Genomic DNA, 24158 nt, shown 5'->3' with positions numbered 1-24158 from the left:
GTGCGGCATGGGCAGGTTCGGGCTCGGATCGGGTTTCCACGACACCTTTCTACCGGGTCGGCTTTGTGGAAGAATTTGCCGTTTGCTGCCAGCGCGGCATCCTCAGGCGCGTATGTTGGCGATGCGCAGTAACCGGACGCAAGAATGGTTGCGGCATTTCTGAAGACGCGTCGGTAGGCTTGGCAGGTATCAATTCGATCCTGACACAGAGAACGGTCCGATCTGCATCCGGGGACCGGTCTTCCCTGCCTCCGGCAGCATTGGCTCCAACGTTCTGCCGTCAGGGGCATGGGCAGACAAATGCCGCCTGTGCTCTGGCGGTCGGGCGTCGTGACTTGCCCCTTGTCATTGCAGCCTTCCACGTCCGTCATGGTCATGCGCCCGAATTGCGGGCCGCGTCGGGCCGCGTCGGGCCTCGCGGTCCATAGTCCGGTCAAGGCACTTTCCGCTCCGATGACGTTGCTATACGGCTACCGTCATGACGTCCGTGCAGCAAAAGACGGTCCGCTCTGTCGAGCGCACGTTGCAGATCCTCGAATTGATGAACCGCGCGCCGGTGGTGCGCGTGCAGTACCTCGCGCAGGAGACGGGTCTGCCCGCGCCGACGGTCGTGCGCCTGCTGGAGACGCTCATGAGCGCGGGATATGTGCGCAAGATCGGGCGGCAGGCCGGGTATTGCGTGACCGAGAAGGTCGCGGCGCTGGGGGCAGGGCATCACGGGTTGCCTCAGGTTTTCGAAGTGGCGCGTGAGGCGGCAGAGGCGCTGACACGCTGCACGCTCTGGCCGACGGCGCTGGCGACGCTGGACGTGGACGCGCTGGTGATCCGCTTCAGCACCATTCCGATGAGCCCGCTGTCGCACTACCAGTCGACGATCAACCGCCGGATGACGCTGCTGGATTATGCCCATGGACGCGCCTACCTGGGGTTCTGCCCGGGGGAGGAACGCGCGCATCTCGTGGCCTTGCTGCAGCAATCGGCGGCGACGCCGGCAGAGGCGGAGGCCATCGCGCAGCGCGCGGATGCGGTGGTGGCGCTGACGCGGGCCAGCGGCTTTGGCGAGCGCACGGGCAACATTCAGCCCGAGACGCATTCGATTGCCGTACCGCTGCGGCTGGGGGCCAAGCTGGTCGGCACGCTGGGGATCACGTATTTCGCGCGTGCCAATGTGGATGTGGGTGCGCTGAAGACCGAATTGCGCGCCGCTGCGGACGCCTGCGAAAGGGGCGAACCCTACGTGTGAGCGGCCGTATCCCCGGGGTAGACGGTGCGCGCGCGGTCGTCGTCCTTGCCGGACGCGATGAGGCGCGGTTCGGCGAGCCGGAGATGGTGGAGGTAGGTCTGCGCGGAGGCGGCAAGCGCCGCGTCATCGCATTCGCGCGCGCCGGTCAGGGTAAAGAGCGGCAGATAGTGCATGCCGGTGTGGACGGCCATCAGCTCGAAGGGCACGGTGACCTCATCCAGCGTCCGGCCGTATCGGCCGTCCGGCTGGTAGTCGCGGCCGTTCGATCCGGTGGAGACCGCGATGCCCAGTGTCTTGAGCCGCAGCGCCCGCCCGCCGGGACCGTAGGCCCAGCCGCGTTTCATGATCTCGGTTTGCCAGACCGACAGCAGCGGCGGGCAGGAATACCACGTCAGCGGAAATTGCAGCACGATGCGGTCGTGGTCGGTGACCAGCTGCCGCTCGGCCTCTCCGTCGATCTGCCCGTTGGGGTAACGCGCGTAGAGATCGTGCAACGTGATGTCGCCTGCGGCGCGAATGGCCTCGGCCCAGCGGCGGCTGATGCGGCTGCGGCCCATGTCGGGGTGGGCAAGAATGACGAGCGTTCGGGTCATGGGGGCCTCCGTTTCTGCCTGTGGTGGCACCGCCCGCGAAGGCGCTCAAGCGCGCGCCCGCGCAATTCCGCACCGTGGAACACGCTCGCGTTTCCCGTGCGTCGCGTGGTCCGTCATGCGAGGTGGAAGACCACCGCAGACAAGACACAGGCCCCCCATGTTCGATGACAGCGATCCGCGCAAGGCACTGACCTCCATGGCGAAAGAGCGCAGCTTTTCCGGACCGTTCTGCGGCCCGGAAGTGGGCGATTTCAGCCAGGAGCCGCCGCAGCTGACGGGGGACGGCTGGCAGGCGTGGATGATGCGCTGCACCAACCTTGTGGTCAGGCTGGTCCGTCTGGAGGGCGCCGCCACCTTTGCCCGCAGAGGGCAGTTGGACGAGTACATGGTATTCTCGACCGACGCCGACGTCCGTTTCGATATCGAGACGGCAAAGGGCACGGTCAGCGACCATCCGGGCAACCACCTGTTTGTCGTCCCGCCGGGAGACAGCACCGTGACGGTCCGTGGCACCGGGCTGGTGAGCTTTCTCTACACCACGCGCTCCGCCGATCTCGTGGCGCAATGTGCGAACCCGGAGATCCCGGCCAATCCGAACATTCCGCCGTTCCAGCAATGGCCAGATCCGGAGGGTGGGTTTCGCCTGCGTGCCTATGACCTCGACGTGCCCGAGGAACCGGGGCGCTTTGGCCGCATCTTCCGCTGCACGACGATGATGGTGAACGTGCTGCCGCGCTTTCCCGCGCCGCGCGATGCCGCGAAAGTCTCGCCGCATTACCACGCCAGTTTCGAGCAGGTCAGCCTGACGCTGGAGGGGGATTTCGAACATTTCCTGCGCTGGCCCTGGACGTCCGACATGGCGGAGTGGCTGCCAGACATGCATGTCCGTTGCGCCAGCCCCTCGGTGACGGTCCTGCCGCCGCCCGCGATCCACACGACGCTGTGGACCTCGGAGGCGACGCAGATCGTCGACATCTTCTCGCCGCCGCGCATGGATTTCTCGACAAAGGACGGCTGGGTGCTGAACGCCGCCGATTACCCCTTGGCGCGGACCGAGATCGAGTGACCCTAATCCGCGATGTCCCCCAGCGCGGGCATCGAGGCGATGACGATGGTGTCATGCGCGATCGGCGGCAGCGCGGGCAGGGGGCGGCGTGACAACTCGCGCGCCGCGTCCCGGGACATGCCGAAGGCCATCAAAATGTGTTCGGAGACCTGTTCCGGGTAGTCGCCGGGGGTCGCGCCGCTGGTGATCGACACCATGGCCGCCGCGACCGCGCCCATCAGGATGTCGCGCCCGATCTCTGCCGTGGAGATGTGGAACAGCCCTTCCTCCACCCCGCGCCGGATCGTCACCAGCGAGTTGTGCCAGACCATCTCGCCGAAGGTATGCCCCGGCGCGCTGGAGTGGATCATCGCCCAGCCCCATGCGGGGTTCTTTTCCGCCGCGTGCAGGTAGTAGCGGATGGCGACGGCGCTCTGTTCGGCGGCATTTTCCAGCGCGCCGAACATGTGATGCACGGCGCGGTCGAATTCCCCGGTCATTTCTTCGAGCAACTGGTAGCGGAGCGCTTCGAGATCGTCGAAGTGGTTGTAGAAGGTGCCCCGCGCCACGCCCGCCGCCTTGCAGATGTCCTCGATCCGCACAATGCGTCCGTCCGCACGCCCGTAGCAGGCGAAGGCGGCGGTGAGGATCGTGTTGCGCGACTTGGCCCGGCGCGCGGCACCGATCTCTGCACGGCGACTGGTCCGTGCGGTGCGGTAGCCCATGCGGACAATGACCTCGTCGGCGTTCTCGGTGTTTTCTGACATGGGCGAAACAGGGCCTCTGACAAGGGACTTCGACTGGCAACGTCCGAGGTATGCCGCAGCCGCAGCGTCGGGGCCACCCCGAAGCCGCACCTCCGCGCCAATTCCACGCTGCGGAATTATTAAAATGACTATTTGTTCAAATTACAATCTGTCGTAGGCTTTGGACATGGCGGCTGGAGGGCTGCCGGCAACGAGGGCCCGGGAGAGCCCGCAGGGAGGACATGATCAGACGACACCGACCGGGCTAAGCCACCGGCAGGCGCGATAAAGCGCCATCACCCGACATTTCCGTGACCAGCACCACAGCGCGCGAGACGCACCCGTCCGGGCGCGATGGCTCCAGTTTGCCTGGTCATTGGTGGGCGTTCTGCGTCCGCCGTCACACGGCGCCGACACGGCGACCGTCCCGAACACTATTGACAAAGAGAAGGATCACATCATGGGGATCAACCGTATCGACCACGCCGCCGTCAGGGTCGGCGATCTTGGAAAGGCACTTGCCTGGTACGAGGACGTGCTGGGCCTGACCGTGCTGTCGCGCGACGCCGACACCGTCCACCTTGCCTGCCGCGGCAAGGCCGCCGACATCACGCTGGTCAAGGGCACGCAATCGCTGGAGAACTTCACCTTCGGTGTCGATGACCAGGAGGATCTCGACCGGGTCGAGAGCATCCTGAAAAAGGAAGGCGTGGCCGCAGAGCGTCTGAACGGCGACAGCCGCCCGGGCGAGGGCGCGACGCTGAAGTTTCACCTCCCCTCGGGCCACGAATTGCGGCTGTGCACCGGCGGGGCCGAGCGCCGCGCGGGCGTCTCGGACTTCGACGCCAAGGGCTCGCACATCCCGACCGACATGGACCACATCAACCTGCTGGGCGAAGTCGACCCGGCGGTGATGCGCGACTTCCTGATGATGATCGGCTTCAAGTCGTCCCTGAACATTTCCGTCGGCGGGCAACTGGCGGGCATCTGGCTGCGCGGTTCGGCCTATGACCATGACATCGCTTATATGCGGGCGGTGCGGCCCTCGGACCGGCTGCATCACGTGGCCTTTGCGGTGGAGGACGGCAACCACTACTTCCGCCTGTCGGACCGGCTGATGGAAACGGGCCATCGCTGGGAATTCGGGCCGGGGCGGCACAATGCGGGACTGGGCAAGTCCACGGGCTTCGGCACCAACAACTACGCCTATGCCTTCGACCCCTTCGGCAATCGCAACGAGTTCTCGTCGGGGATGGAGCAATTCGCCGACGACGCGACCCCGCTCGACGTGGACATCGCGCCCGAGCAACTGACGGACGTGATGAACGGCTGGGGCTACGAGATGGCTGAGACCTTCATGACGGTGGGATCGTGAGCCTGTCGGCTGACACCTTCCTGGCGGCGCAGGACCTTGTCCTGCGCTTCTGGGCGGTGGTGGACGAGGTGGACGACACGCCCGGCGCGGCGCTGTTCACCCCCGAAGGCGCGCTGGTGATCGAAAGCTTTCGCGCCGAGGGAACGGAGGAATTGTCCCGCTACTTTGCCGCCCGCCGCAAACTGTCCGCCGAGCGGCAGCGCGCGACCCGGCATCTGTGCACCAACCTGCGGGCGCTGCCCGGCGAGGGCACCAGGCTCGCCGCGACGGTGACGGTGTTCTCCGGCACGGGGACACGCCCCTTGCCCTTGGAGGCGCCGTCCTCGCTGGCGGACTTCACCTTTGACTGCGTCGAGACGCCGGACGGCTGGCGGTTTCGCGAGGTGCGCGGGGCGCTGGTCTTTGCCGGGGCCGACACGCCCGACCTGACAAAGGCCGCGCAGGCGGCCAAGGGAGTCCCGGCATGAGACAGGTTGCTCTTGTCCACGGCTGGGGCGGCTCCTACGCCGCCACATGGCAGGCCGATGGCTGGGACGCGGCGCTGCGCGACGCGGGGTTCGAGCCGGTCGGCGTCGACGTCGCGGGCCACGGGCCACAGGGCGGCCCGCATGACGCGCAGGCCTATGCCGACCTTGCCAGCGACCTCGCCGCGAAACTGCCCGCCGGTCTGCACGGGGCGATCGGGTTTTCGCTGGGAACCAAGCTGCTGCTGGAACTGGAGGCACGCAATCCCGGCGCGCACGGCAGGCTGGTGCTAGGCGGGATCGGCGACAACCTCTTTGCCCCCGAAGCCGCCGGTCCGGCCATTGTCGCGGCGCTGCGTGGTGAGACGGCGGAACACCCGCCGCAGGTCGCAGCGCTTCTGGCTTACGCGGCCAAAAGCGGATCGGACCCGGCCTGTCTGGCCGCCGTGCTGGAGAGGCCCGCCAACCCGGTCCTGACCGAGGCGCGCCTCGCCGCCGCAACGGCGCCGATCCTGATCTTCAACAGCCGCGCAGATGCCGTGGCACAGCCCGACGCGCGGCTCGTCTCGGCCCTGCCGGGCGCCACGCACCAGCTGATCGATGGCCCCGGTCACGTCGGCCTGACCGCCGACGACCGCTTTCGCGACGCGGCCATCGCATTCCTGACTGACTGAACCGCATAGGGAGGAGACCACCCATGTTTGACGACACCACACCGATGATCGACCGCGTTCGCGCGGTCCTGCCACAGATCAAGGCCAACGCGCCAAAGGCCGAAGAGGACCGCATGGTCCCGGCCGAGAACATCGCGCTGCTCAAGGACATCGGCCTGCACCGGGCCTTTCAGCCAAAGGCCTACGGCGGTCTGGAAATGCCGGTGCCCGACTTCGAGAACTGCATCGCGCTGATCGCCACCGCCTGCGGATCGACCGCTTGGGCCTTTTCGCTGCTGGCGGAGCATGCGCACCAGATCGCGCTTTACTCGAAGGAGTTGCAGGACGAGATCTGGGGCGACGACCCGGACACGCTGTCCTCTTCGTCCATCGCTCCTTATGGCAAGTCCACCGAAGTGGAGGGCGGCGTGCGCTTCTCCGGTGAATTCGGCTGGTCCTCCGGCTGCGATCACGCGACCTGGGCGATCCTCGGGTTCCTGCGTGACGATGCGGAGTTGGGCAAGGTCTACAGTTTTGCCATCGTGCCGCGCAGCGATTACGAGATCAAGGACAACTGGTTCACCGCCGGGATGCGCGGCACCGGGTCGAAGACGCTGGTGGTCAAGGATGCCTTTGTACCGAACCACCGCATCGAAAGCGTGCCCGCGCTGATGACGCTGACCTCGGCGGGTGGCGCGCTCTATCCCGACAGCCAGATCTATCACGTGCCCTTCATCTACGTCTTTGCAAGCTGCTTCTCGGCGGTCAGCCTTGGCATCGCGGAGCGCATGATCGAGCTGTATACCGAACGCACGCAGGGCCGCGTGCGCGCATACACTGGGGCGAAGGTGGGCCAGTCGATCCCGGCCTGCATGCGTCTTGCCGAAAGCACCCATCAGGTGGCCGCGGGCCGTGCCTTTCTGGAAAAGACATGGGCCGAGATGCGCGACCATGCCGAACGCCACGCATACCCGACGCCGACGCAGATGGCCTTCTGGCGGACCAATCAGGCCTATGCGGTCAAGATGTTCGTGGCGGCGGTGGACCGCCTGTTCGAAGCGTCTGGCGGATCGGCATGGTTCGACGATGCCGAAGCGCAGCGCCTGTTCCGCAACAGCCACATGACGGCGGCGCATGCCTATACCGATTACGACATATGCGCGCAGATCCTCGGACGCGCATTGATGGGTCTGGAGCCCGATCCCTCCCTCTTCTGACCCATCTGCGGCCCGCTTCGCCCCCCGGGGCGGGCCGCCTTTCCCTGTCAGATTTTCCTACCCCACTGGAGGTCCCCCATGGCCAGCATGAACTTCCCCGCCGAGAGCGGGTTCGATCCGCGTGCCTTTCGCGCAGCGCTCGGGTGCTTTGCCACCGGCGTCACCGTGATCACCGCGCAGGCCGAGGGCCAGCGCGTCGGCGTCACGGCCAACAGCTTCAACTCGTTGTCGCTGACGCCGCCGTTGATCCTGTGGAGCCTGCTCAAGACCTCGTCGAGCTACCCCGTCTTCGAAGCCGCAAGCCATTTCGCGGTGAACATCCTTGCCCATGACCAGATTGAGCTGTCGAACCATTTCGCGCGCCGCAGCGACGACAAGTTCGCCGGAATCGACGTCATCGAAGGGCAAGGTGGATGCCTGATGTTGCCCGAGACCTGCGCCACGATCCAATGCGCCCGCGAGAACATTCTGGACGGCGGCGACCACTGGATCCTGATCGGCCGCGTCACCGGGTTCGAGACCTCGGACAGCGCGCCGCTTCTGTACCACCGGGGCCAATATTCGCTGGCGCAGCCACACCCGCAGGTGGCCGCCGGGTAGGCCCCGCTTTCCCCATCTTTGCAAACTTCAGGGAGGAGACCCTATGAAGATGACATACACCCTTGGCGCCGCTGCGGTGGCGCTGGCCATGGCGGCCGCGCCGGCGCAAGCCATCGACGTGGGACCGGCGGATTACACGATACTGCCAAGCGGCACGACACTGGGAATGCTGTACTGGCAGCACCTGAGCTCGGACAAGCTGACGGTCGATGGCAAGCAGATCCCCGGGTCCGAATTCGAGGCCGACATCGCCATCCTGCGCAGTCTGAACTATTTCACTCTGGGGGACATGCCTGCCGCGTTCCACGTGGTGGCGCCGTTTGCCAGCATCGACACGGCCAACATCGGGACGATCAAGCAGGACACCTCCGAAGGGGTGGGCGATCTGACGCTGGGCCTGACGCTCTGGCCGGTGCAGCCGGACAACCCGGAAACCGGCACGACGCTGGGCTTCTCGCTCTTCGCGACCTTGCCCACCGGGGCCTATGATCCGGCACGGATCGGTATCGGCGAAGGCACTTTCACCATTACGCCTCAGGTCGGTGTGATTCAGGGGCTTGGCGGAGGGTACTACGTCGACGGCGTGCTGGACGTGGGCCTGCAGCGCGATCACACGGAGAACGGGCAGACATACGAACGCGCCCCTGCGTGGCAGCTTCAGGCGATGCTGCGCAAGCAATGGGGGCCCGCGACCTCGCTCGCCATCGGCTATTCCGGCCAGCGTGGCGGTGAGCAGAAGGTCAATGGCGTCGAGACCGGCCTGAAAGTCCATCGAGATCAGGCCCGCATCTACGGCACACATTTCCTGAACCCCACGACCCAGATCCAGGCGATGTATGGCAAGGATTTCAACGTCGAAGGCGGCTTCGAATACGACAGCGTCGTGCAACTGCGCCTTGTGAAGGTGTTCTGAACCCGTCCACGGCCCGGAGGCGATCCGGGCCGTCCCAAACCAAAGGACTCCCCCGTGCCCCGGACTTCGAAAAAGACCATCATTTGCTGCGCCGTGACCGGCTCCATCCACACGCCGTCCATGTCGCCTTACCTTCCGGTGACCGCCGACCAGATCGCCGAGAGCGCCATCGCCGCCGCCGAGGCCGGTGCCGCCGTGTTGCACCTGCACGCCCGCGTGCCCGAGACTGGCGCGCCCAGTCAGGACCCGGCGCATTACGCCGCCTTCCTGCCGCGCATCCACGCGGCCACGGATGCCATCGTGAACATCACCACCGGCGGCGGCCTGGGCATGTCGATGGAGGCGCGCATCGCCCCCGCCGTGCAGGCTGCGCCGGAACTGGCTTCGCTCAACATGGGGTCGTTCAACTTCAACATCTCGGCGGCGGAAAAGGGCTGCCGCGATCCGCAGCCGTGGGAGGTCGGCTACCTGCGCGGCACCCGCGACCTTATCATGTCCAACACCTTCACCCAGATCGAGACGGTTCTGGCCAGGCTGTCCGAAACGGGCACCCGGTTCGAGTTCGAATGCTACGACACCGGGCACCTGTACAACCTTGCGCATTTCGCGGATCGGGGCCTGGTGAAGCCGCCATTCTTCGTGCAGGCGATCTTTGGCGTCACGGGGGCGCAGGGCACCGACCCGGAAAACCTGATGCACATGCGCGCCACGGCAGTGCGGCTTTTCGGCGACGATCACCTGCTGTCCGTGCTGGGCGCGGGCCGGTCGCAGTTCCCGCTGGTTACCATGGGGGCGATCCTTGGCGGTCATGTCCGCGTGGGGCTGGAGGACAACCTCTACATCGCGAAGGGTCAGCTTGCAGAGAGCAATGCGCAGATGGTCACCAAGATGCGACGCATCCTCGAGGACCTGGGCCACGAGATCGCCACCCCGGACGAGGCGCGCGCGATCCTCGGGACCAAGGGCCGGGACAAGGTGTGCTTCGGATGAGGGCCGGTTTTCGCGCCCGCCTGCGCGCGCCCGACCCGGTGCTGGGGACCTTCCTCAAGATCCCCTCGACCCAGCCCGCCGAGATCCTCGGCTCTCTGGGCTTCGACTTCGTCGTGATCGACGAGGAACATGCGCCGCTGAACCCCGAGACGACGGATGCCATCCTGCTGGCCTGCCGGGCGCATCGCATGGCGGGGCTGGTGCGGGTGCGTCAGCCCGGTGATATCCTGCGCGCGCTGGACAGCGGCGCCGATGGCGTGTTGGTGCCGCATGTGACATCTGCCGCCGTGGCCCGCGAGATCGTCGCACTTGCGCGCTATGCCGGTGGCCGTGGACTCTCGCCCACCACCCGCGCAGGCGCGTTCGGCGGCGTGCCCGTGGCGGACCATATGGCGGCGCAGGATGCGCGCAGTGCCGTCATCGCGATGATCGAAGATGCCGAAGCCCTCGACCGCATGGACGAGATTGTCGCGACAGAAGGGCTCGACGCCGTCTTCATCGGTCGCGCGGATCTGGGGGCCAGCATGGGCGAGGCGGCAGAAGATGGCGGGCTCGACCGCGCGGTCGCGCATCTTTTGAAGGCGGCGAAATCGGCCGCTCTGCCCGCCCTCGTGCTCGCAAACGACCGCGCCGACACCACCGCGTTCCGCGCGTTGGGCGCAACCGGGGTCTTGACTGGATCCGATCAGGGGTTCTTGAGAACCGCTGCAAAAGCCGCCCGCACCCGCCTGTTGGAATGATGAGCCGACGGGCGAGCGACCTCCTGGTTTTGTCGGTGATCTCGAAGCGGCTGGTCTTGCTCCGGACAACAGACGCCCGCTCCTCGACATGGCCTGCGGCAAAGACATCCGGGACCCGCAGACGGACCGGATCACAGCCCCGGAGCCTGCTGTCGACGGCGAGAATGAACAGCGCGAGAGTTCTCCCGCGCGGCACAGACCGTGCGGATCGCATCGACATGGGACATTTCATGTCCTCGGACAGATGCCGTTGCAGGGGCGTGCTGCCCAGCCCGGGCGCTCTGGCCTCAAGACGGACGCGCGCCCTCTCTTTTCGATGGTTCGATCTGACCGCCATCACCGTGATGCCCGCCAGCGGGAGCGGGGCGGGGGTGGCGCCAATAAGCCGGGTCGGCCGGTCATGATGCGTTGTCCATGGGCGACGGGGCAGACGGCGCTCAGAACTCCGTCCACAGGCCGAATTTCAGCCCCATGGAACTGTCGCCCGCAAGCCCGTAGCTGCCCCCGATTTCCGCCTTCAGGCGCCGTCCGAGCGGCACGACATACGACGGCACGATACGGGCGAAAGCCGGGTCTCCATGCCTCAGCCCGCTTTGCATCTGCACGATCAGCTTGCGGTCCTGCGCCAGGTTCCGACCCCATGTCACGTCGAGCTTGAGATCGTGCCGCCCGGTGCCGGCGTGCATCTCGGCCAGCATGTCGATCGAGAGCCAGCCCCGCTCCCGCCCCCAGCCGACGGAGAGCCCGGGCCGGACCACGTCGTCGGAGTCGATCCGGCCAAGGCCCATCTGCAGCGCGACCTTGGGTCCGGTGTCGCGGTCGCGCAGCGGGACCTGGAAAAAGACGACGGTCTTGTCGCCGCCCGACACCGAGCGCCCGAGGTCGAGCCCGAGCGTCAGGCGCGGTCTCAGCCCGTATTCGAGGTAGAAGGTCTGATAGTCCTCCGTCGGGGCAAGGCCGTTGCCGTTGGACAGGTCCTGCGGCCAGGACACTTGCGCCGAGACCATGGCGAAGCCCGCCCCCTTCGCGCGCTGCCAGGCGCCTGCCCGGGCCGGCACTGCCGCAAGGCAGGTCAGCAGGAAGGCGGTCACGGCAAGGATGGCGCAGGGGCGCATGGCGCGGCACTCCGGATGCGGCAGACGTGGTAATCCTGGCGCAATACTGGTTAAGGTGCCGTGAAGGCCCGGGTGCGGGCGGTTTGCCATCGGCACGACATGCCGCGGCACCGGATGCGCGGAAGGGGCTGGAACAGGCCATGCTGCGGGTGCACAATCGCGGCAGGCTCCCGGGGGGATGGACGATGGCAGGACAAGTGATAACCGTGGCCCAGCAGAAGGGCGGATCGGGCAAGACGACGCTGGCGGCGCATCTTGCGCTGGGGTTCCGGGCGGAAGGCAAGACCGTCGGGCTGATCGACCTCGACCCGCAGGGCAGCCTCGGACGCTGGTACATGACGCGCTTGGAGGCGGACGAATCCGCCTGCGAACGGCTGGAGTTCGCGACCTCCTCGGCCTGGGGCATCTCGATGGAGGTGCGCAAGATGGCCAATGCCTGCGACGTGGTGGTGATCGACACGCCGCCGAAGGTGGACAGCGACCTGCGCCCGGCGCTCAGGGTGGCGCATCTGGTCGTGGTGCCGATCTCGGTCGGGCACATGGACCTCTGGGCGACAGAAGGGGTGATGGACCTCGCCGACCGCGAGAACAAGCCGGTCCTGCTGGTGCTGAACCGCACGCGGTCGGGCACGCGCCTCGGCGCCGAGGTGATGGAGGCCGCCCGGCAACTGGGCGCGCCGCTTGCGAAGGCCGCCGTGGCGCAACGGGTGGGTTACGCCGAAGCGATGGGCCATGGCCGCGGCGCGATCGAAGCGAAGGGTCCGGCCCGGGAAGAGATCTCCGCCCTCGTCGCAGAGGTGGCGGAGCGGCTGAAACCGCGCTAAGGCGTCGGACGGCCCGCCCGGGCCAGAAGACGGAGGGCCCCTTCATGGCAAGCACGAGCACAGCTCATACGACCGCACATGCAGACATCCGTCAGGCGTGGCGCGCCCACGAAGGCCAGCCGATCTCACGGCTGGGCTATTTCTGCGCGCCGTTCCGTCCGGCGGACGGTCCGCTGTCCGACCGGGTGATCAAGGTCTACCGCAGCCTGCCGGACCCGGCGGTGATGGACCGCCTCGCTGCCAACCACGACGCCTACGTGACGGCACTGCAAGCCGCCGGCGTCCCGCTGCCGGACACGGAATTCCACCTCGTCGACATGGGCGAAAAGGCGCGCGTGCCGGTCGTCTTGCAGGAGGCGCTCGACCCTGCCAGCCTGATGCGCCCGCTGATGCAGAGCCGCCCGCTGGACGAAACGGTCGCGATGATGGAGGCGGCGGGACAGGTGATCGCCCGCTTCTGGCATTGGGCCGAAGGCTTCGACGGACGCATCGGTTTCCACCCTTCGATCCGGAACTTCGCGATCGTGGAGGGCAAGGCCGTGTTCTTCGACACCTTCCCGCCGCTGATCCATTACAGCCGCGACGAGATGGGCAAGATGCTCCTCGCGTTCTCCGAGAAGCGGCTGATGCGCGTGGTCGGTCCTTTCCTGAAGGCACGCGTCACCGGCATACAGGACGAATGGTACTCCCCGGCGGAAACGCTAGTCGGGCTGGTGGGCTCCGCCTGCCGCCTGCGCCCGGACGACGCGGATACCTACCTGGCCTGGGGAAGGGCGTTTGTCGAACGGGAAATGGCCCCCTGGGCCGACGAGGCGCTGCCGGGCCTGCAGGACGCGCCCCGGCTGCCCGGCTACTGGACGGGCTTCCGCAAGATCCTGGGTCTGCAAGGCGAACCCAACGTCTGAGGTCGGGCGCCGCGCCAGTCCTTCATCTTGGCTGAAATACCTCGGGGTCCGGGGCGGCGCCCCGGTCCGACACCGGCAAAAAGCACCCGGTCCGCCATGCAGACCCTGTCCGGCATGCCCGAAAGGAAAAAGGGTGGCGCAAAGCCCCACCCTACAAACCGTCGCGACACCGCGTAGGGCGGGGCTTTGCTCCGCCCCGCCTGCAGGGCGTCACACGATCTTAATGCCGGCGTCCGCGGCGTCTTTGACGAACTGCGCAAGACCCTTGTCGGTCAGCACGTGGTTGGCCATGGCCTTGATCACCGCCGGCGGGGCGGTGGCCACGTCGGCGCCGATCTTGGCGGCGTCGCTCATGTGGTTCGCGGTGCGGATCGAGGCGGCGAGGATCTGCGTCTCGAAACCGTAGTTGTCGTAGATCTCGCGAATGTCGGCGATCAGCTCCATCCCGTCGATGTTCAGGTCGTCGAGCCGCCCGATAAACGGCGAGATGAAGGTCGCGCCGGCCTTGGCCGCCAGCAGCGCCTGGTTGGCCGAGAAGCACAGCGTCACGTTGACCATGCGGCCCTCGTCCGAAAGCGTCTTGCAGGCCTTGAGGCCGTCCCAGGTCAACGGCACCTTCACGGCGATGTTCTCGGCGATCTCGGCCAGACGGCGACCTTCGGCGATCATCGCGTCGGCCTCGGTCGCGACGACTTCGGCAGAGACGGGGCCGGAAACGAGGTCGCAGATTTCCTTCGTCACTTCGAGGATATCGCGGCCGGATTTTTTGATGAGGGAGGGGTTGGTGGTGACGCCGTCCACCATGCCGAGGTCGTTCAGCTCCCGGATGGCGTCGATGTCGGCGGTGTCTACGAAGAATTTCATGATCGGTCCCCTTGCGCGGCCTGATGAGAGTCCTGCGTCTCTTAACCCATGACGGGCGCCTCCGAAAGAGTTAGGTTTGCGCTAACGGAGGCCGGCCGGATCCTTGCCGCCCGGCAACAGGTGTGTGGGGGCCGAGGTCATCGACCCGCGCACCGCTCCGCACCCGGCGCGGCATGGCAAGCGGCTTCGGTCCCGCCGCGCGCAACCGGGCCGTCTCCTCCCATGCAGGGCGCGGGTTATTGCGGAGGCCCCCGGATTGCGCCATCTGTCGGGCATGCAGGAGTTCTTCGAACAGGGCGCGCGCATAGGCGTGCTGACGGCACAGCCGCTGGACCGGCTGCTGGATTACCGCGCGCCGGAGGGCGGTTGTTTTCTGGGCGCCTATGTCGAGGTGCCGCTTGGCCCGCGCAAGGTGCTGGGCGTGGTCTGGGGGCCGGGCGAGGGCCAGTTCGACGCTGCCAAGCTGCGCAGCGTGATCCGTGTACTGGACGCGGCGCCGATGCGGGCGGAGATGCGTGCCTTCCTCGAAAAGGCCGGGGCCTACACGCTGACGCCGATGTCCGCGATGCTGCGGCTGGCCACGCGTGCGCCGGGGCTGGGCGACGCGCCGTCGATGCGCAAGATCTATCGCCGGGGCGAGGGCGAGCCGGAGCGGATGACCGATGCCCGGCGCCGGGTGATCGCGGCTTCGGAGGAGTTGGGCGGATTGGCCCTGACGCTGCGCGAACTGGCGGAGGCGGCGGGGGTGACCTCTTCGGTGGTGAAGGGGCTGGTGAAAAGCGGCGCCATCCGAGAGGAGGAGAGCCCGCGCGACACGGCCTTCCCGTGGCTCGACCCCGACTACGGCGGCAAGGACCTGACGGAGGACCAAGCGGCGGCGGCGGATGTCCTGCGCGACGGCCAGCAATCCGGCACCTACGGCACGGTGCTGCTGAAGGGGGTAACCGGCTCCGGCAAGACGGAGGTCTATCTGGAGGCGGTGGCGGAATGCCTCCGGCAGGGGCGGCAGGCGCTGGTCCTGCTGCCGGAGATTGCGCTGTCGGCGGAATTCCTCGCCCGGGTGGAGACCCGCTTCGGCGCACGGCCCGCCGAATGGCATTCCGGCGTGACGATGACGGAACGGCGGCGCGTCTGGCGGATGGTCGGTGAGGGGCGCGCGCAGATGGTGGTGGGCGCGCGCTCGGCCTTGTTCCTGCCGTTCCAGCGTCTTGGCCTGATCGTCGTCGACGAGGAACACGACACCTCCTACAAGCAGGAGGACGGCGTCCTTTACAACGCGCGGGACATGGCGGTGCTGCGCGCGTCGATCCTCGGCGCGCAGGTCGTGCTGGCCTCTGCCACGCCGTCGCTGGAAAGCTGGGCCAATGCGGATGCGGGCAAGTACCGGCGGCTGGTCCTGACTTCGCGCTTCGGCGAGGCGGTGCTGCCGGAAATGCGCGCCATCGACATGCGGCGGCAGGATGTGCCCTCGAACCGCTGGATTTCGCCCGCGCTGGCGGCGGCGGTGAAAGCACGGATGGAGCGGGGGGAGCAGGCGCTTCTGTTCCTCAACCGCCGGGGCTATGCGCCGGTGACGCTCTGCCGGGCCTGCGGACAGCAGATCGGCTGCGACCACTGCGACGCGCGGATGGTGGAGCACCGGTTCCTGAAACGGCTGGTCTGCCACCAGTGCGGCGAGACGAAGCCCATGCCGGAGGTCTGCCCGTCCTGCGGGGCGGAGGACAAGCTGGCGGCGGTCGGCCCCGGCGTGGAACGTCTGGCCGAAGAGGCGCAGGCGCAGTTCCCCGACGCACGGATCGCGGTGTTGTCCTCGGACCTTTACGGCACGGCGCACGAGCTGAAGGCGCAGATCGAGGGGATCGCGGCGGGCGGTGCGGACATCATCATCGGCACGCAGCTTGTCGCGAAGGGGCACAACTTTCCGCTGCTGACGCTGGTGGGGGTGATCGACGCGGACCTTGGCCTGCAGGGGTCCGACCTGCGCGCCGCCGAGCGGACCTTCCAGCTCATGCGGCAGGTGGCGGGGCGCGCCGGGCGGGCGGAGAAGCGCGGCGAGGCGCTGTTGCAGACTTACCAGCCCGAACACCCGGTGATCCGTTCGATCCTTGCCGGCGACGAGGAGGCGTTCTGGAGCGCGGAGGCCGACGAGCGCCGCCTTGGCGGGATGCCCCCCTTTGGGCGACTGGCGGGGATCATCCTGTCGGGGCCGGACGTGCAGGAGGTGTTCGACCTCGGCAACTGGCTGGCGCGCAACGACGGGGCGCTGCGGCGGGTGGGGGCGCAGGTCTTTGGCCCCGCGCCCGCGCCCATCGCCCGGGTTCGGGGGCGGCACCGGGTGCGGCTTCTGGTGCGGGCGGAGAAGGGCGTGGCGCTGCAGGGCGCGCTGGCCGACTGGGTGCGGCCCGTGAAGCTCAAGGGCGAGATGCGGCTGGCCATCGACATCGACCCCCAGTCGTTCTTTTGACCGGGGTGCATGCGCGCGCCGGTCTTTCCCGAGGGGGAGGAGGCTGCGCGCGCATCCATAAGGCGATCAGAGTGCATAAACCTGTGGTTTCCCCGGTGTTCTTGGGCTGGCCGCCTTGTCTGGCTTCTTCCCTGCCTCTACATGCCTTTGCATGAAACGATGGATCCCTTTCGTGAAGAGCCGGCCGCGGGTGTCGGTGGTGCGCCTCCAGGGCGCGATTTCAGTCCCCGCCAGAGGCAACCTGAGCGACAGGACAGCGGCGGCCCTGCTTGAAAAGGCCTTCCGGTCCAAACCGGATGCCGTGGCGCTGGAAATAAATTCGCCGGGCGGGTCGCCCGTGCAGTCCTCGCTGATCGGCGCGCGCATCCGCCGCCTGTCAGAGCAGCACAACATCCCCGTTTACGCTTTCGTCGAGGACGTGGCGGCCTCCGGCGGCTACTGGATCGCCTCCGCCGCAGACGAGATATGGGCCGATGCCAGCAGCATCCTCGGGTCGATCGGGGTGATTTCCTCCGGCTTCGGGGCGCATGTCTTCCTGCAACGGCAGGGGATCGAGCGCCGGGTGCACACTGCGGGCAAGTCGAAGTCGATGATGGACCCGTTCCGCCCTGAGACCGAAGAGGATGTGGCGCGCCTGAACCGGCTGCTGGGGCAGTTGCACGACACCTTCATCAACCAGATCCGGGCCCGGCGCGGCGAAAAGCTGGCGTCTAACCCCGACCTCTTTACCGGAGAGATCTGGGTGGGGCAGGCGGCGGTCGATCAGGGGCTGGCCGACGGCATCGGGCATCTCGTGCCGGTGATGAAGCAGCGCTTTGGCGACAAGGTGCGTTTCAAGCGGTACGAGGCCAAGCGGCCCTTCCTGCCGCGTCTGGGCACTCAGATCGCGCAGGGTGCCCTAAGCGAAATCGAGGAGCGTGCGGACTATGCACGGTTCGGCCTCTCGTGATCGCAAAGATCGTCCTCCTGTTCCTGCTGGTCATGGGCCTTCTGGGCGTGTTCGGCAAATGGCGCATGCCCGGGGCGAAGAAGATCGGACAGTTGCGCAAGAAGACGATGCTGAGTGCCAAGAAATGCCCGCACTGCGGGGGGTACAGCATCGGCGACGGCCCTTGCGCCTGCCGGAAAGGTAAAGACTGACATGGTGTTTCTCTATGCCCTGTTGGGCCTGCTGATCCTGCTTCTGGCGGGCGACGCGTTGGTAAAGGGCGCCGTCAACCTGTCCCTGCGCGTGGGCATCCCGGCGCTGATCGTCAGCCTGACGATCGTCGCCTTCGGGACCTCCGCGCCGGAGCTGCTGATTTCCGTCCAGGCGGCGATGCGCGACGTGCCGGGGATCGCGCTCGGCAACGTCATCGGATCGAACACGGCCAACGTGCTGATGGTGCTGGGCATTCCGGCGCTTATCACGGTGATGCACACCTCGGCCCATGACACCCGCAAGAGCTATGTGCAGATGCTGGGCGCCACCGTGCTCTTCATCGCGCTGGCGCTGCGCGAGGTCTTCGACTGGAAGTCGGGCATCGTGCTGCTGGCGGTGCTGGCCTTGATCCTGAGCGACCAGATCAAGGACGCGCTGGCGCACCGGCGGGCGGGCGATCTCGACGAGGAGCTGGAGGAGCCCGAGGGTGCCGACCCGGAGATGTCGTGGTGGAAGATCGGCTTTTACCTGTTGCTCGGCCTGATCGGCCTGCCCTTCGGTGCCGACCTTCTGGTCGACAGTGCCACGGAAATCGCGCGCATGTTCAACGTCTCGGACGAGGTGATCGGCCTGACGCTGGTCGCGGTCGGCACGTCGCTGCCGGAACTGGCGACAACCGTCATGGCAGCGCTGCGGCGGCAGGCGGACGTGGCCCTGGGCAACGTCATCGGGTCGAACATGTTCAACCTCCTGGCCATCATCGGCGTGGCCTCGATGATCGCGCCCATGCCGTTCGAATTCCGGGAACTGACCTTTGACCTCGCGGTGATGCTTGGCGCCTCGCTGCTGCTGATGCCCTTCGTGTTCTTCAAGCGCGACCTGAACCGGACCTGGGGTGTCATCTTGTCCGTGCTCTACATAAGCTATGTGGTCATCGTGATCGTCTGAACGGAGGCAGGATGTCTGAAGAGGGAAAACGCGCGCTGGTGACCGGCGGCGCACGTCGGCTGGGGCGCGACATGGCATTGACGCTGGCCGGGCAGGGGTATGACGTGGCGGTGCACTACGGCGGGTCCGCCGTTGCCGCCGAAGAGACCGCGGCAGAGATACGCGCGCTGGGACGGAAGGCCGTCCCCCTGCAGGCCGACCTGCTGGTCGAGGACGAGGTGCAGGCGCTTGTGGGACGCGCTCGGGACGCCCTTGGCGGGCCGCTGACGGCGCTGGTGAACAACGCATCGATCTTTGAACACGACGATTACGAGACGGCGACGCGTGAAAGCTGGGATCGCCATATCGAGAGCAACCTGCGCGCACCCTTCGTGCTGACGCAGTCCTTTGCCGCCCAGGCACCCGATCCGCTGCGCGACGCAAACGGAGAGCCGGTGGCGCAGGCGCTGGTGGTCAACATGATAGACCAGAGGGTCCGCAAGCTGACACCCGAGTTCGCCAGCTACACCATCGCCAAGATGGGTCTGTGGGCGATGACCCGGACGGCGGCCATGGCGCTGGCGCCGCGTGTCCGGGTGAACGGGATCGGCCCTGGGCCGACCCTGCGCGGCGGCCGCCAGAGCGACGAGGACTTTGCCGAGCAGCGGGCCGCGACCGTGCTTGAACGGGGCTCGGACAGCGAGGATATCACCGCCGCGCTGGTCTATCTCTTGTCGGCAAAGGCACTGACGGGGCAGCTTCTGTGCGTCGACGGCGGGCAGCACCTTGCGTGGCAGACACCGGACGTAACGGCAGTTGAATGAGTGACTCCGATGCAAGTTTTGCACGGGTCACATCGGCGTCACAGAAGTGTTATGAAAATGTAAAGATTCTCAGTCACTTGTAGGGATTCCAAAAATTAACACTGCAATTTCAATGACTTGATAATGCGATTATTTTTTGTGCATCCCGGCGAAGTGGGCTGAAAGCAACGGAAATTTCGCGCTCCCCCGAAATTGCCACCAGACTTATCCACAGAAACGGTGGATGTAATCTCACTTGAAACCGCCGCCGCGGCATTGCAGCAGACAGGGGAATCGACACAGGTTTATGGCTGATGGTCAGGGTGACATGAACGACGGTCCGGACAGCGCAGACACGCCCCGCGGGGTCGAGGTCATCCAGTCCTATCTGAGGACGCTGGAGACCTCTCCGGGGGTGTACCGGATGCTGGATGACCATAGCCGGGTGTTGTACGTCGGGAAGGCGCGCAATCTGAAGGCACGGGTGTCGAACTATGCCCGGCTGAACGGTCATTCGCGGCGGATCGAGCGGATGATCCGCGAAACCGCGTCGATGATGTTCCTGACCACCCGGACGGAAACCGAGGCCCTGCTGCTTGAGCAGAACCTCATCAAGCAGCTCAAGCCGAAGTTCAACGTGCTGCTGCGCGACGACAAGTCGTTCCCGAACATCATCGTCACCAATCACGCCTTTCCGCAGATCAAGAAGCACCGGGGCGCGAAGTCCGAGAAGGGGCAGTACTTCGGCCCCTTCGCCAGCGCGGGCGCGGTGAACCGGGTTCTGAACCAGTTGCAGAAGGCCTTCCTGCTGCGCAACTGCACCGACAGCCAGTTCGAGGGACGCACGCGGCCTTGCCTGTTGCACCAGATCAAGCGGTGCTCGGCGCCCTGCGTCGGCAAGATCTCGGAGGAGGACTATGCCGCGTCGGTGCGCGACGCGGCGCGATACCTGTCGGGCAAGTCGACCGAGATCCAGGAGAAGCTGGCCGCCGACATGATGGACGCGTCGGAGGCGATGGAGTTCGAGCGCGCCGCTGCCCTGCGCGACCGTATCCGCGCGCTGACGCAAGTTCAGACGGCGCAAGGGATCAACCCGCAGACCACCGCCGAAGCGGACGTGATCGCGCTTTACATGGAGAACGGGCAGGCCTGTGTGCAGGTGTTCTTCATCCGCGCGAACCAGAACTGGGGGAACAAGGACTTCTACCCGCGTGTCGGCGACGACGTCGGCCCGGCGGAGGTTATGGAGGCCTTCCTGGGCCAGTTCTACGACCAGAAGGAACCGGCGCGGCTGCTGCTGCTGTCGCACGCGATCGAGGACGAGGACCTGATGTGCCAGGCGTTGTCGGACAAGCTGGGCCGCAAGGTCGAGATCAGCGTGCCCCAGCGCGGCGAGAAGGCGGAACTGGTCGAGGGCGCGTTGCGCAATGCCAAGGAGAGCCTTGGCCGCAAGATGTCGGAGACGGCGACGCAGGCGAAGCTGCTGCGCGGTCTGGCAGAGGCCTTCGGGCTGGATGGCCCGCCGCAACGGATCGAGGTCTACGACAACTCGCATATCCAGGGCACCAACGCGGTGGGCGCGATGATCGTCTCCGGCCCGGACGGCTTCATGAAGAACCAGTACCGCAAGTTCAACATCAAGGGCGACGACCTCGTGCCCGGCGACGACTTCGGCATGATGAAGGAGGTTCTGAACCGGCGGCTGGTGCGGCTGAAGAAGGACGACCCCGACCGTTCGAAGGGGCTGTGGCCCGACCTCATGCTGATCGACGGCGGGGCCGGGCAGGTCTCCGCCGTAGCCGAGATCATGCGCGAGCAGGGGGTGGAGGACGTGCCCTTCGTGGGTGTCGCCAAGGGTGTGGACCGCGACCACGGCAAGGAGGAATTCCACCGCGTCGGAGAGCGGGCCTTTGCGTTGCGCCACAACGATCCCGTGTTGTATTTCGTGCAGCGGTTGCGGGACGAGGCGCACCGGTTCGCCATCGGCACGCACCGGGCGAAGCGGGCGAAGGCGCAGATGGCCAACCCGCTGGACGAGGTGCAGGGCGTCGGAGCTGCGCGCAAGCGGGCGTTGCTGCAGCATTTCGGGTCCGCAAAGGCCGTCAGCCGCGCCAACCTCGCCGACCTGAAGGCGGTGGATGGCGTGTCGGAGGCGCTGGCGGAACGGATCTACGCCTTCTTCCACGAACGGGGTTAGGGCACCGTCCGTTTGTGGGGCTTTCCGGGCCACTGTTCAGGGGCCATAGTTCAGGGGAACGGTTGTCAGGCGAGCGTTTCGAACACGCGGCGTACGGCGTCGGGAATTGGAGCGGGCCGTCCATCCTTGCCGACGTTGACCTGGGCAAAGAACGCCTCGGCGCTGGCCGTGTCAGTGTCGTTGCGGAACAGGCCCAGCTCGAAGCGCAGCGACGACCGGCCAAGGTGGCCAATGCGCAGACCCGCGTAGATCACGTCGGGGAAGCCCAGTTCCGAGAAGTAACGGCATCCGGTCTCGACCACGAGGAAGCGCAACGCTTCGGGTCCGCGGATCTGCAGACCGTTGTCGAGCTGCCAGAGCGATACGGCGGTGTCGACGACCGAGAGGTATTCGGCGTTGTTCATGTGGCCGTATTCGTCGTTGTCTTTCCACCGCGTCGGGATTGTGCGGAAGGCACGGAAGGCGTCTCGGGTGGCCGGGCCGGGCCGCGTCATGACGAGCGGATGGCCCGGAACGCGGCAGAGGCGCCCCAGCCAGCGAAGATGGCGATGGCCAGCGACATCAGCCCGTAGACCAGCGGCTGTTCACGCGACAGCGCAAAGAGCCAGCGTTCGAGGCCGACCTTGCGGACCTCGATCTCTGTCGCGTAGGACGACACGACCTTGCCTTCGCGGGTCAGGAAGATGCGCGTCGGGTAGGTGCCTTCGGTCAGGTTGGCGGGCATCGAGATCCTGGTGTCGAACAGGGTCTGTTCGCGCAGCGTGACCGCGTCCTGGTTCAGCGCGTAGGTGCCGTTGTCCTCGTTGATGCGGATCACCGCGCGGGTGAAGTTCTGGCTGTCGAGCACGGTCATCGGGGCACCGACAGAGCGGATGACGCGCGGGATGGAGATGCCGTGGCGCAGATCCTCGGTGTTGGTGATGACCTCTTCCCAGGGCGCGGAGGTGGCGATTGCGTAGAACGAGGGCGCGGCGTCGACCTCTACCGTGTCGGTGTTCATCCAGATGCCGAAACGGCGTTCCTTGCGCCGGACGGTCAGTCGCTGGTGGGGGCCTTCGACGGTGACGATGACCTGCAAAGGCGGTTCGCTGATCGGGGCTTCGCGTTTGACCGCGCCGAAGATCAGGATCTCCGACCCGTCGAAATCGGTGGAGATCGAGACCTGATCGCGCGACAGGCCCAGCACCACGTCTTCTGCCGCGGCGGGCAGAGCCGTCAGCATCAGGACGAAAAGGGCGATCAGCCTGGTCATGGTCCGGTGGGCCGTTCGATGACGTAGAGTTCGGACGGCGTGATGACCAGTTCGAGCCCCAGCTTGATGCAGACCAGAAGCACGAGCCCGGCCAGCAGGATGCGCAGTTGCTCCGCCTTCAGGCGGGTGCCCAGCATCGTGCCGAACTGCGCGCCGACCACGCCGCCGAGGATCAGCATCACCGCCAGCACTACGTCGACGGTGTAGTTCGTGGTGGCGTGCAGCAGCGTGGTGAACGCGGCGACGAAGATGATCTGGAACAGGGAGGTGCCGACCACGACCTTTGTGGGCATCCCCAGCAGGTAGATCATCGCGGGCACCATGATGAAGCCGCCGCCGACGCCCATGATTGCCGCCAGCACGCCCACGGCGGTGCCGACCAGCGCAGGCGGGATGACCGAGATATAGAGCCCGGACGTGCGGAACCGCATCTTGAGCGGCAGGTTGTGGATCCAGTTGTGCTTGCGCCGCTTCGGGCGCGCTCCGGCGCGGGCCTTGCGCAATGCGTTGAGGCTCTCGATGAACATCAGCCCGCCGATGATCCCGAGGAAGACCACGTAGCAGAGACGCACCAGAAGATCGACCTGGCCCAGCGACTTCAGGTAGTTGAAGAGCATGACCCCCAGTCCTGCGCCGACGAGACCGCCCAGCAGCAGGACCGTGCCCATTCGGAGGTCCACCGTCTTTCGCCTGAGATGGGCGAGAAGTCCCGAGAAGGAGGCCGCGACGATCTGGTTCGCGCCGGTCGCCACGGCGACAGCGGGCGGGATGCCGATGAAGAACAGCAGCGGTGTCAGGAGAAACCCGCCACCTACGCCGAACATGCCTGACAATACGCCGACAAGACCGCCGAGACCCAGCAGAAGGAAGGCGTTTACCGCAACTTCGGAAATCGGAAGGTAGACCTGCATGTATATTCGTAGACGCATTGCGCGCGACTGTGCAAGTGCGGCAAACCGGAATTTTCGCTTTGCCCTGCGGAGGTTCTCTCATCCCTTGGCACAGGGCGTCCGCCCCTGAGCGGCCGCTGTCCAACAGCGGGGGGCTAGGGGGCAAAAGGGCGGCCGGAGTGTTCCGCTCCGGGGCT

Annotated in this window: 25 protein-coding genes; 18 read left to right on the top strand and 7 right to left on the bottom strand. The window is 66.4% G+C overall.

The annotated features are described in order from the left end of the window. The first annotated feature begins 478 nt into the window (after positions 1 to 478). Positions 479 to 1243, top strand: a complete 765-nt coding sequence (locus ABFK29_RS18185; RefSeq protein ID WP_005859284.1) for a DNA-binding transcriptional regulator — start codon at positions 479 to 481, stop codon at positions 1241 to 1243. Here ABFK29_RS18185 and ABFK29_RS18180 read toward each other — a convergent pair. Further along, positions 1234 to 1836, bottom strand: a complete 603-nt coding sequence (locus ABFK29_RS18180) for an NAD(P)H-dependent oxidoreductase (protein WP_005859282.1) — start codon at positions 1834 to 1836, stop codon at positions 1234 to 1236. The genes ABFK29_RS18185 and ABFK29_RS18180 overlap by 10 nt on opposite strands. A 157-nt stretch (positions 1837 to 1993) precedes the next feature. Between ABFK29_RS18180 and ABFK29_RS18175 the strand changes: the two genes are divergently transcribed. Next, entirely contained in the window at positions 1994 to 2902 is a 909-nt protein-coding gene (locus ABFK29_RS18175; protein ID WP_005859280.1) for a hypothetical protein, read from the top strand. A 2-nt stretch (positions 2903 to 2904) separates the two neighbouring features. Here ABFK29_RS18175 and ABFK29_RS18170 read toward each other — a convergent pair whose 3' ends face one another. Further along, complete coding sequence (locus ABFK29_RS18170; protein ID WP_005859278.1) at positions 2905 to 3648, bottom strand: TetR/AcrR family transcriptional regulator; 744 nt, start codon at positions 3646 to 3648, stop codon at positions 2905 to 2907. Positions 3649 to 4087: 439 nt separating this feature from the next. On the opposite strand from ABFK29_RS18170, the gene ABFK29_RS18165 reads away from it, so the two are divergent. The 8 genes from ABFK29_RS18165 to ABFK29_RS18130 all read left to right on the top strand — a co-directional run bounded on the left by ABFK29_RS18165 (position 4088) and on the right by ABFK29_RS18130 (position 10579). After that, positions 4088 to 5002 (top strand): VOC family protein, encoded by a 915-nt coding sequence (locus tag ABFK29_RS18165; protein WP_023850422.1) that lies wholly within the window; start codon positions 4088 to 4090, stop codon positions 5000 to 5002. Continuing rightward, positions 4999 to 5469 carry a nuclear transport factor 2 family protein gene (locus ABFK29_RS18160; RefSeq protein ID WP_005859274.1) on the top strand — a complete coding sequence of 157 codons (471 nt, stop codon included), beginning with the start codon at positions 4999 to 5001 and terminating at the stop codon, positions 5467 to 5469. Before ABFK29_RS18165 ends, ABFK29_RS18160 begins: the two co-directional genes overlap by 4 nt. Further along, positions 5466 to 6140: an alpha/beta fold hydrolase gene (locus ABFK29_RS18155; protein WP_005859272.1), complete on the top strand. Its 675-nt coding sequence runs from the start codon at positions 5466 to 5468 to the stop codon at positions 6138 to 6140. Before ABFK29_RS18160 ends, ABFK29_RS18155 begins: the two co-directional genes overlap by 4 nt. 23 nt (positions 6141 to 6163) lie before the next feature. Beyond that, the gene (locus ABFK29_RS18150) at positions 6164 to 7336 is read left to right on the top strand and encodes a p-hydroxyphenylacetate 3-hydroxylase oxygenase component (RefSeq protein WP_005859270.1); all 1173 of its coding nucleotides are present in this window, start codon (positions 6164 to 6166) and stop codon (positions 7334 to 7336) included. 78 nt (positions 7337 to 7414) lie between these two features. After that, complete coding sequence (locus tag ABFK29_RS18145; RefSeq protein ID WP_005859267.1) at positions 7415 to 7936, top strand: flavin reductase family protein; 522 nt, start codon at positions 7415 to 7417, stop codon at positions 7934 to 7936. 43 nt (positions 7937 to 7979) lie between these two features. Next, positions 7980 to 8849 (top strand): transporter, encoded by an 870-nt coding sequence (locus tag ABFK29_RS18140; protein ID WP_005859265.1) that lies wholly within the window; start codon positions 7980 to 7982, stop codon positions 8847 to 8849. 120 nt (positions 8850 to 8969) lie between these two features. Continuing rightward, positions 8970 to 9839 (top strand): 3-keto-5-aminohexanoate cleavage protein, encoded by an 870-nt coding sequence (locus tag ABFK29_RS18135; RefSeq protein WP_005859263.1) that lies wholly within the window; start codon positions 8970 to 8972, stop codon positions 9837 to 9839. Then, the gene (locus ABFK29_RS18130; RefSeq protein ID WP_005859261.1) at positions 9836 to 10579 is read left to right on the top strand and encodes an HpcH/HpaI aldolase family protein; all 744 of its coding nucleotides are present in this window, start codon (positions 9836 to 9838) and stop codon (positions 10577 to 10579) included. The genes ABFK29_RS18135 and ABFK29_RS18130 overlap by 4 nt, the downstream gene beginning before the upstream one ends. A gap of 437 nt (positions 10580 to 11016) precedes the next feature. Here the strand turns inward: ABFK29_RS18130 and ABFK29_RS18125 are convergent, their stop codons facing one another. Next, complete coding sequence (locus ABFK29_RS18125) at positions 11017 to 11694, bottom strand: hypothetical protein (protein WP_005859259.1); 678 nt, start codon at positions 11692 to 11694, stop codon at positions 11017 to 11019. 185 nt (positions 11695 to 11879) lie between these two features. On the opposite strand from ABFK29_RS18125, the gene parA reads away from it, so the two are divergent. Further along, complete coding sequence (gene parA, locus ABFK29_RS18120) at positions 11880 to 12518, top strand: ParA family partition ATPase (protein ID WP_005859257.1); 639 nt, start codon at positions 11880 to 11882, stop codon at positions 12516 to 12518. 44 nt (positions 12519 to 12562) lie between these two features. Beyond that, positions 12563 to 13423, top strand: coding sequence for a DUF6206 family protein (locus ABFK29_RS18115; protein ID WP_005859255.1), 861 nt, complete (start codon positions 12563 to 12565; stop codon positions 13421 to 13423). A 210-nt stretch (positions 13424 to 13633) separates the two neighbouring features. On the opposite strand, the gene fsa is transcribed toward ABFK29_RS18115, so the two are convergent. Next, positions 13634 to 14287, bottom strand: coding sequence for a fructose-6-phosphate aldolase (gene fsa, locus ABFK29_RS18110; RefSeq protein ID WP_005859253.1), 654 nt, complete (start codon positions 14285 to 14287; stop codon positions 13634 to 13636). Between the two features lie 274 nt (positions 14288 to 14561). Between fsa and ABFK29_RS18105 the strand changes: the two genes are divergently transcribed. From ABFK29_RS18105 to uvrC, 6 genes are all read left to right on the top strand, one after another. Beyond that, positions 14562 to 16751: a primosomal protein N' gene (locus tag ABFK29_RS18105; protein WP_005859251.1), complete on the top strand. Its 2190-nt coding sequence runs from the start codon at positions 14562 to 14564 to the stop codon at positions 16749 to 16751. Between the two features lie 151 nt (positions 16752 to 16902). Further along, complete coding sequence (locus ABFK29_RS18100; protein WP_005859250.1) at positions 16903 to 17700, top strand: S49 family peptidase; 798 nt, start codon at positions 16903 to 16905, stop codon at positions 17698 to 17700. Then, complete coding sequence (locus tag ABFK29_RS18095) at positions 17697 to 17891, top strand: hypothetical protein (protein WP_005859248.1); 195 nt, start codon at positions 17697 to 17699, stop codon at positions 17889 to 17891. The genes ABFK29_RS18100 and ABFK29_RS18095 overlap by 4 nt, the downstream gene beginning before the upstream one ends. A gap of 1 nt (position 17892) precedes the next feature. Beyond that, positions 17893 to 18840, top strand: a complete 948-nt coding sequence (locus ABFK29_RS18090) for a calcium/sodium antiporter (RefSeq protein ID WP_005859246.1) — start codon at positions 17893 to 17895, stop codon at positions 18838 to 18840. 11 nt (positions 18841 to 18851) lie between these two features. After that, positions 18852 to 19643: an SDR family oxidoreductase gene (locus ABFK29_RS18085; RefSeq protein ID WP_005859244.1), complete on the top strand. Its 792-nt coding sequence runs from the start codon at positions 18852 to 18854 to the stop codon at positions 19641 to 19643. A gap of 307 nt (positions 19644 to 19950) precedes the next feature. Further along, positions 19951 to 21819 (top strand): excinuclease ABC subunit UvrC, encoded by a 1869-nt coding sequence (gene uvrC / locus ABFK29_RS18080; RefSeq protein WP_040604612.1) that lies wholly within the window; start codon positions 19951 to 19953, stop codon positions 21817 to 21819. Positions 21820 to 21884: 65 nt separating this feature from the next. On the opposite strand, the gene ABFK29_RS18075 is transcribed toward uvrC, so the two are convergent. From ABFK29_RS18075 to ABFK29_RS18065, 3 genes are all read right to left on the bottom strand, one after another. After that, positions 21885 to 22223: an acyl-CoA thioesterase gene (locus tag ABFK29_RS18075; RefSeq protein ID WP_347099712.1), complete on the bottom strand. Its 339-nt coding sequence runs from the start codon at positions 22221 to 22223 to the stop codon at positions 21885 to 21887. Positions 22224 to 22309: 86 nt separating this feature from the next. Then, positions 22310 to 23071, bottom strand: a complete 762-nt coding sequence (locus ABFK29_RS18070; protein ID WP_005859238.1) for a TIGR02186 family protein — start codon at positions 23069 to 23071, stop codon at positions 22310 to 22312. After that, entirely contained in the window at positions 23068 to 23982 is a 915-nt protein-coding gene (locus ABFK29_RS18065; RefSeq protein ID WP_005859236.1) for a sulfite exporter TauE/SafE family protein, read from the bottom strand. Before ABFK29_RS18065 ends, ABFK29_RS18070 begins: the two co-directional genes overlap by 4 nt. Positions 23983 to 24158: the final 176 nt, after the last annotated feature.

Source organism: Sagittula stellata E-37 (assembly GCF_039724765.1).
Taxonomy (GTDB): domain Bacteria; phylum Pseudomonadota; class Alphaproteobacteria; order Rhodobacterales; family Rhodobacteraceae; genus Sagittula; species Sagittula stellata.
This window is presented reverse-complemented; position numbering and strand designations above follow the sequence as displayed.

Bases quoted from the DNA above. Each gene is read 5' to 3' on its own strand.
- ABFK29_RS18185 (WP_005859284.1), top strand. From the start codon at position 479: ATGACGTCCGTGCAGCAAAAGACGGTCCGCTCTGTCGAGCGCACGTTG.
- ABFK29_RS18180 (WP_005859282.1), bottom strand. From the start codon at position 1,836: ATGACCCGAACGCTCGTCATTCTTGCCCACCCCGACATGGGCCGCAGC.
- ABFK29_RS18175 (WP_005859280.1), top strand. From the start codon at position 1,994: ATGTTCGATGACAGCGATCCGCGCAAGGCACTGACCTCCATGGCGAAA.
- ABFK29_RS18170 (WP_005859278.1), bottom strand. From the start codon at position 3,648: ATGTCAGAAAACACCGAGAACGCCGACGAGGTCATTGTCCGCATGGGC.
- ABFK29_RS18165 (WP_023850422.1), top strand. From the start codon at position 4,088: ATGGGGATCAACCGTATCGACCACGCCGCCGTCAGGGTCGGCGATCTT.
- ABFK29_RS18155 (WP_005859272.1), top strand. From the start codon at position 5,466: ATGAGACAGGTTGCTCTTGTCCACGGCTGGGGCGGCTCCTACGCCGCC.
- ABFK29_RS18150 (WP_005859270.1), top strand. From the start codon at position 6,164: ATGTTTGACGACACCACACCGATGATCGACCGCGTTCGCGCGGTCCTG.
- ABFK29_RS18145 (WP_005859267.1), top strand. From the start codon at position 7,415: ATGGCCAGCATGAACTTCCCCGCCGAGAGCGGGTTCGATCCGCGTGCC.
- ABFK29_RS18140 (WP_005859265.1), top strand. From the start codon at position 7,980: ATGAAGATGACATACACCCTTGGCGCCGCTGCGGTGGCGCTGGCCATG.
- ABFK29_RS18135 (WP_005859263.1), top strand. From the start codon at position 8,970: ATGTCGCCTTACCTTCCGGTGACCGCCGACCAGATCGCCGAGAGCGCC.
- ABFK29_RS18130 (WP_005859261.1), top strand. From the start codon at position 9,836: ATGAGGGCCGGTTTTCGCGCCCGCCTGCGCGCGCCCGACCCGGTGCTG.
- ABFK29_RS18125 (WP_005859259.1), bottom strand. From the start codon at position 11,694: ATGCGCCCCTGCGCCATCCTTGCCGTGACCGCCTTCCTGCTGACCTGC.
- parA (WP_005859257.1), top strand. From the start codon at position 11,880: ATGGCAGGACAAGTGATAACCGTGGCCCAGCAGAAGGGCGGATCGGGC.
- ABFK29_RS18115 (WP_005859255.1), top strand. From the start codon at position 12,563: ATGGCAAGCACGAGCACAGCTCATACGACCGCACATGCAGACATCCGT.
- fsa (WP_005859253.1), bottom strand. From the start codon at position 14,287: ATGAAATTCTTCGTAGACACCGCCGACATCGACGCCATCCGGGAGCTG.
- ABFK29_RS18105 (WP_005859251.1), top strand. From the start codon at position 14,562: ATGCAGGAGTTCTTCGAACAGGGCGCGCGCATAGGCGTGCTGACGGCA.
- ABFK29_RS18100 (WP_005859250.1), top strand. From the start codon at position 16,903: ATGAAACGATGGATCCCTTTCGTGAAGAGCCGGCCGCGGGTGTCGGTG.
- ABFK29_RS18090 (WP_005859246.1), top strand. From the start codon at position 17,893: ATGGTGTTTCTCTATGCCCTGTTGGGCCTGCTGATCCTGCTTCTGGCG.
- ABFK29_RS18085 (WP_005859244.1), top strand. From the start codon at position 18,852: ATGTCTGAAGAGGGAAAACGCGCGCTGGTGACCGGCGGCGCACGTCGG.
- uvrC (WP_040604612.1), top strand. From the start codon at position 19,951: ATGAACGACGGTCCGGACAGCGCAGACACGCCCCGCGGGGTCGAGGTC.
- ABFK29_RS18075 (WP_347099712.1), bottom strand. From the start codon at position 22,223: ATGAACAACGCCGAATACCTCTCGGTCGTCGACACCGCCGTATCGCTC.
- ABFK29_RS18070 (WP_005859238.1), bottom strand. From the start codon at position 23,071: ATGACCAGGCTGATCGCCCTTTTCGTCCTGATGCTGACGGCTCTGCCC.
- ABFK29_RS18065 (WP_005859236.1), bottom strand. From the start codon at position 23,982: ATGCAGGTCTACCTTCCGATTTCCGAAGTTGCGGTAAACGCCTTCCTT.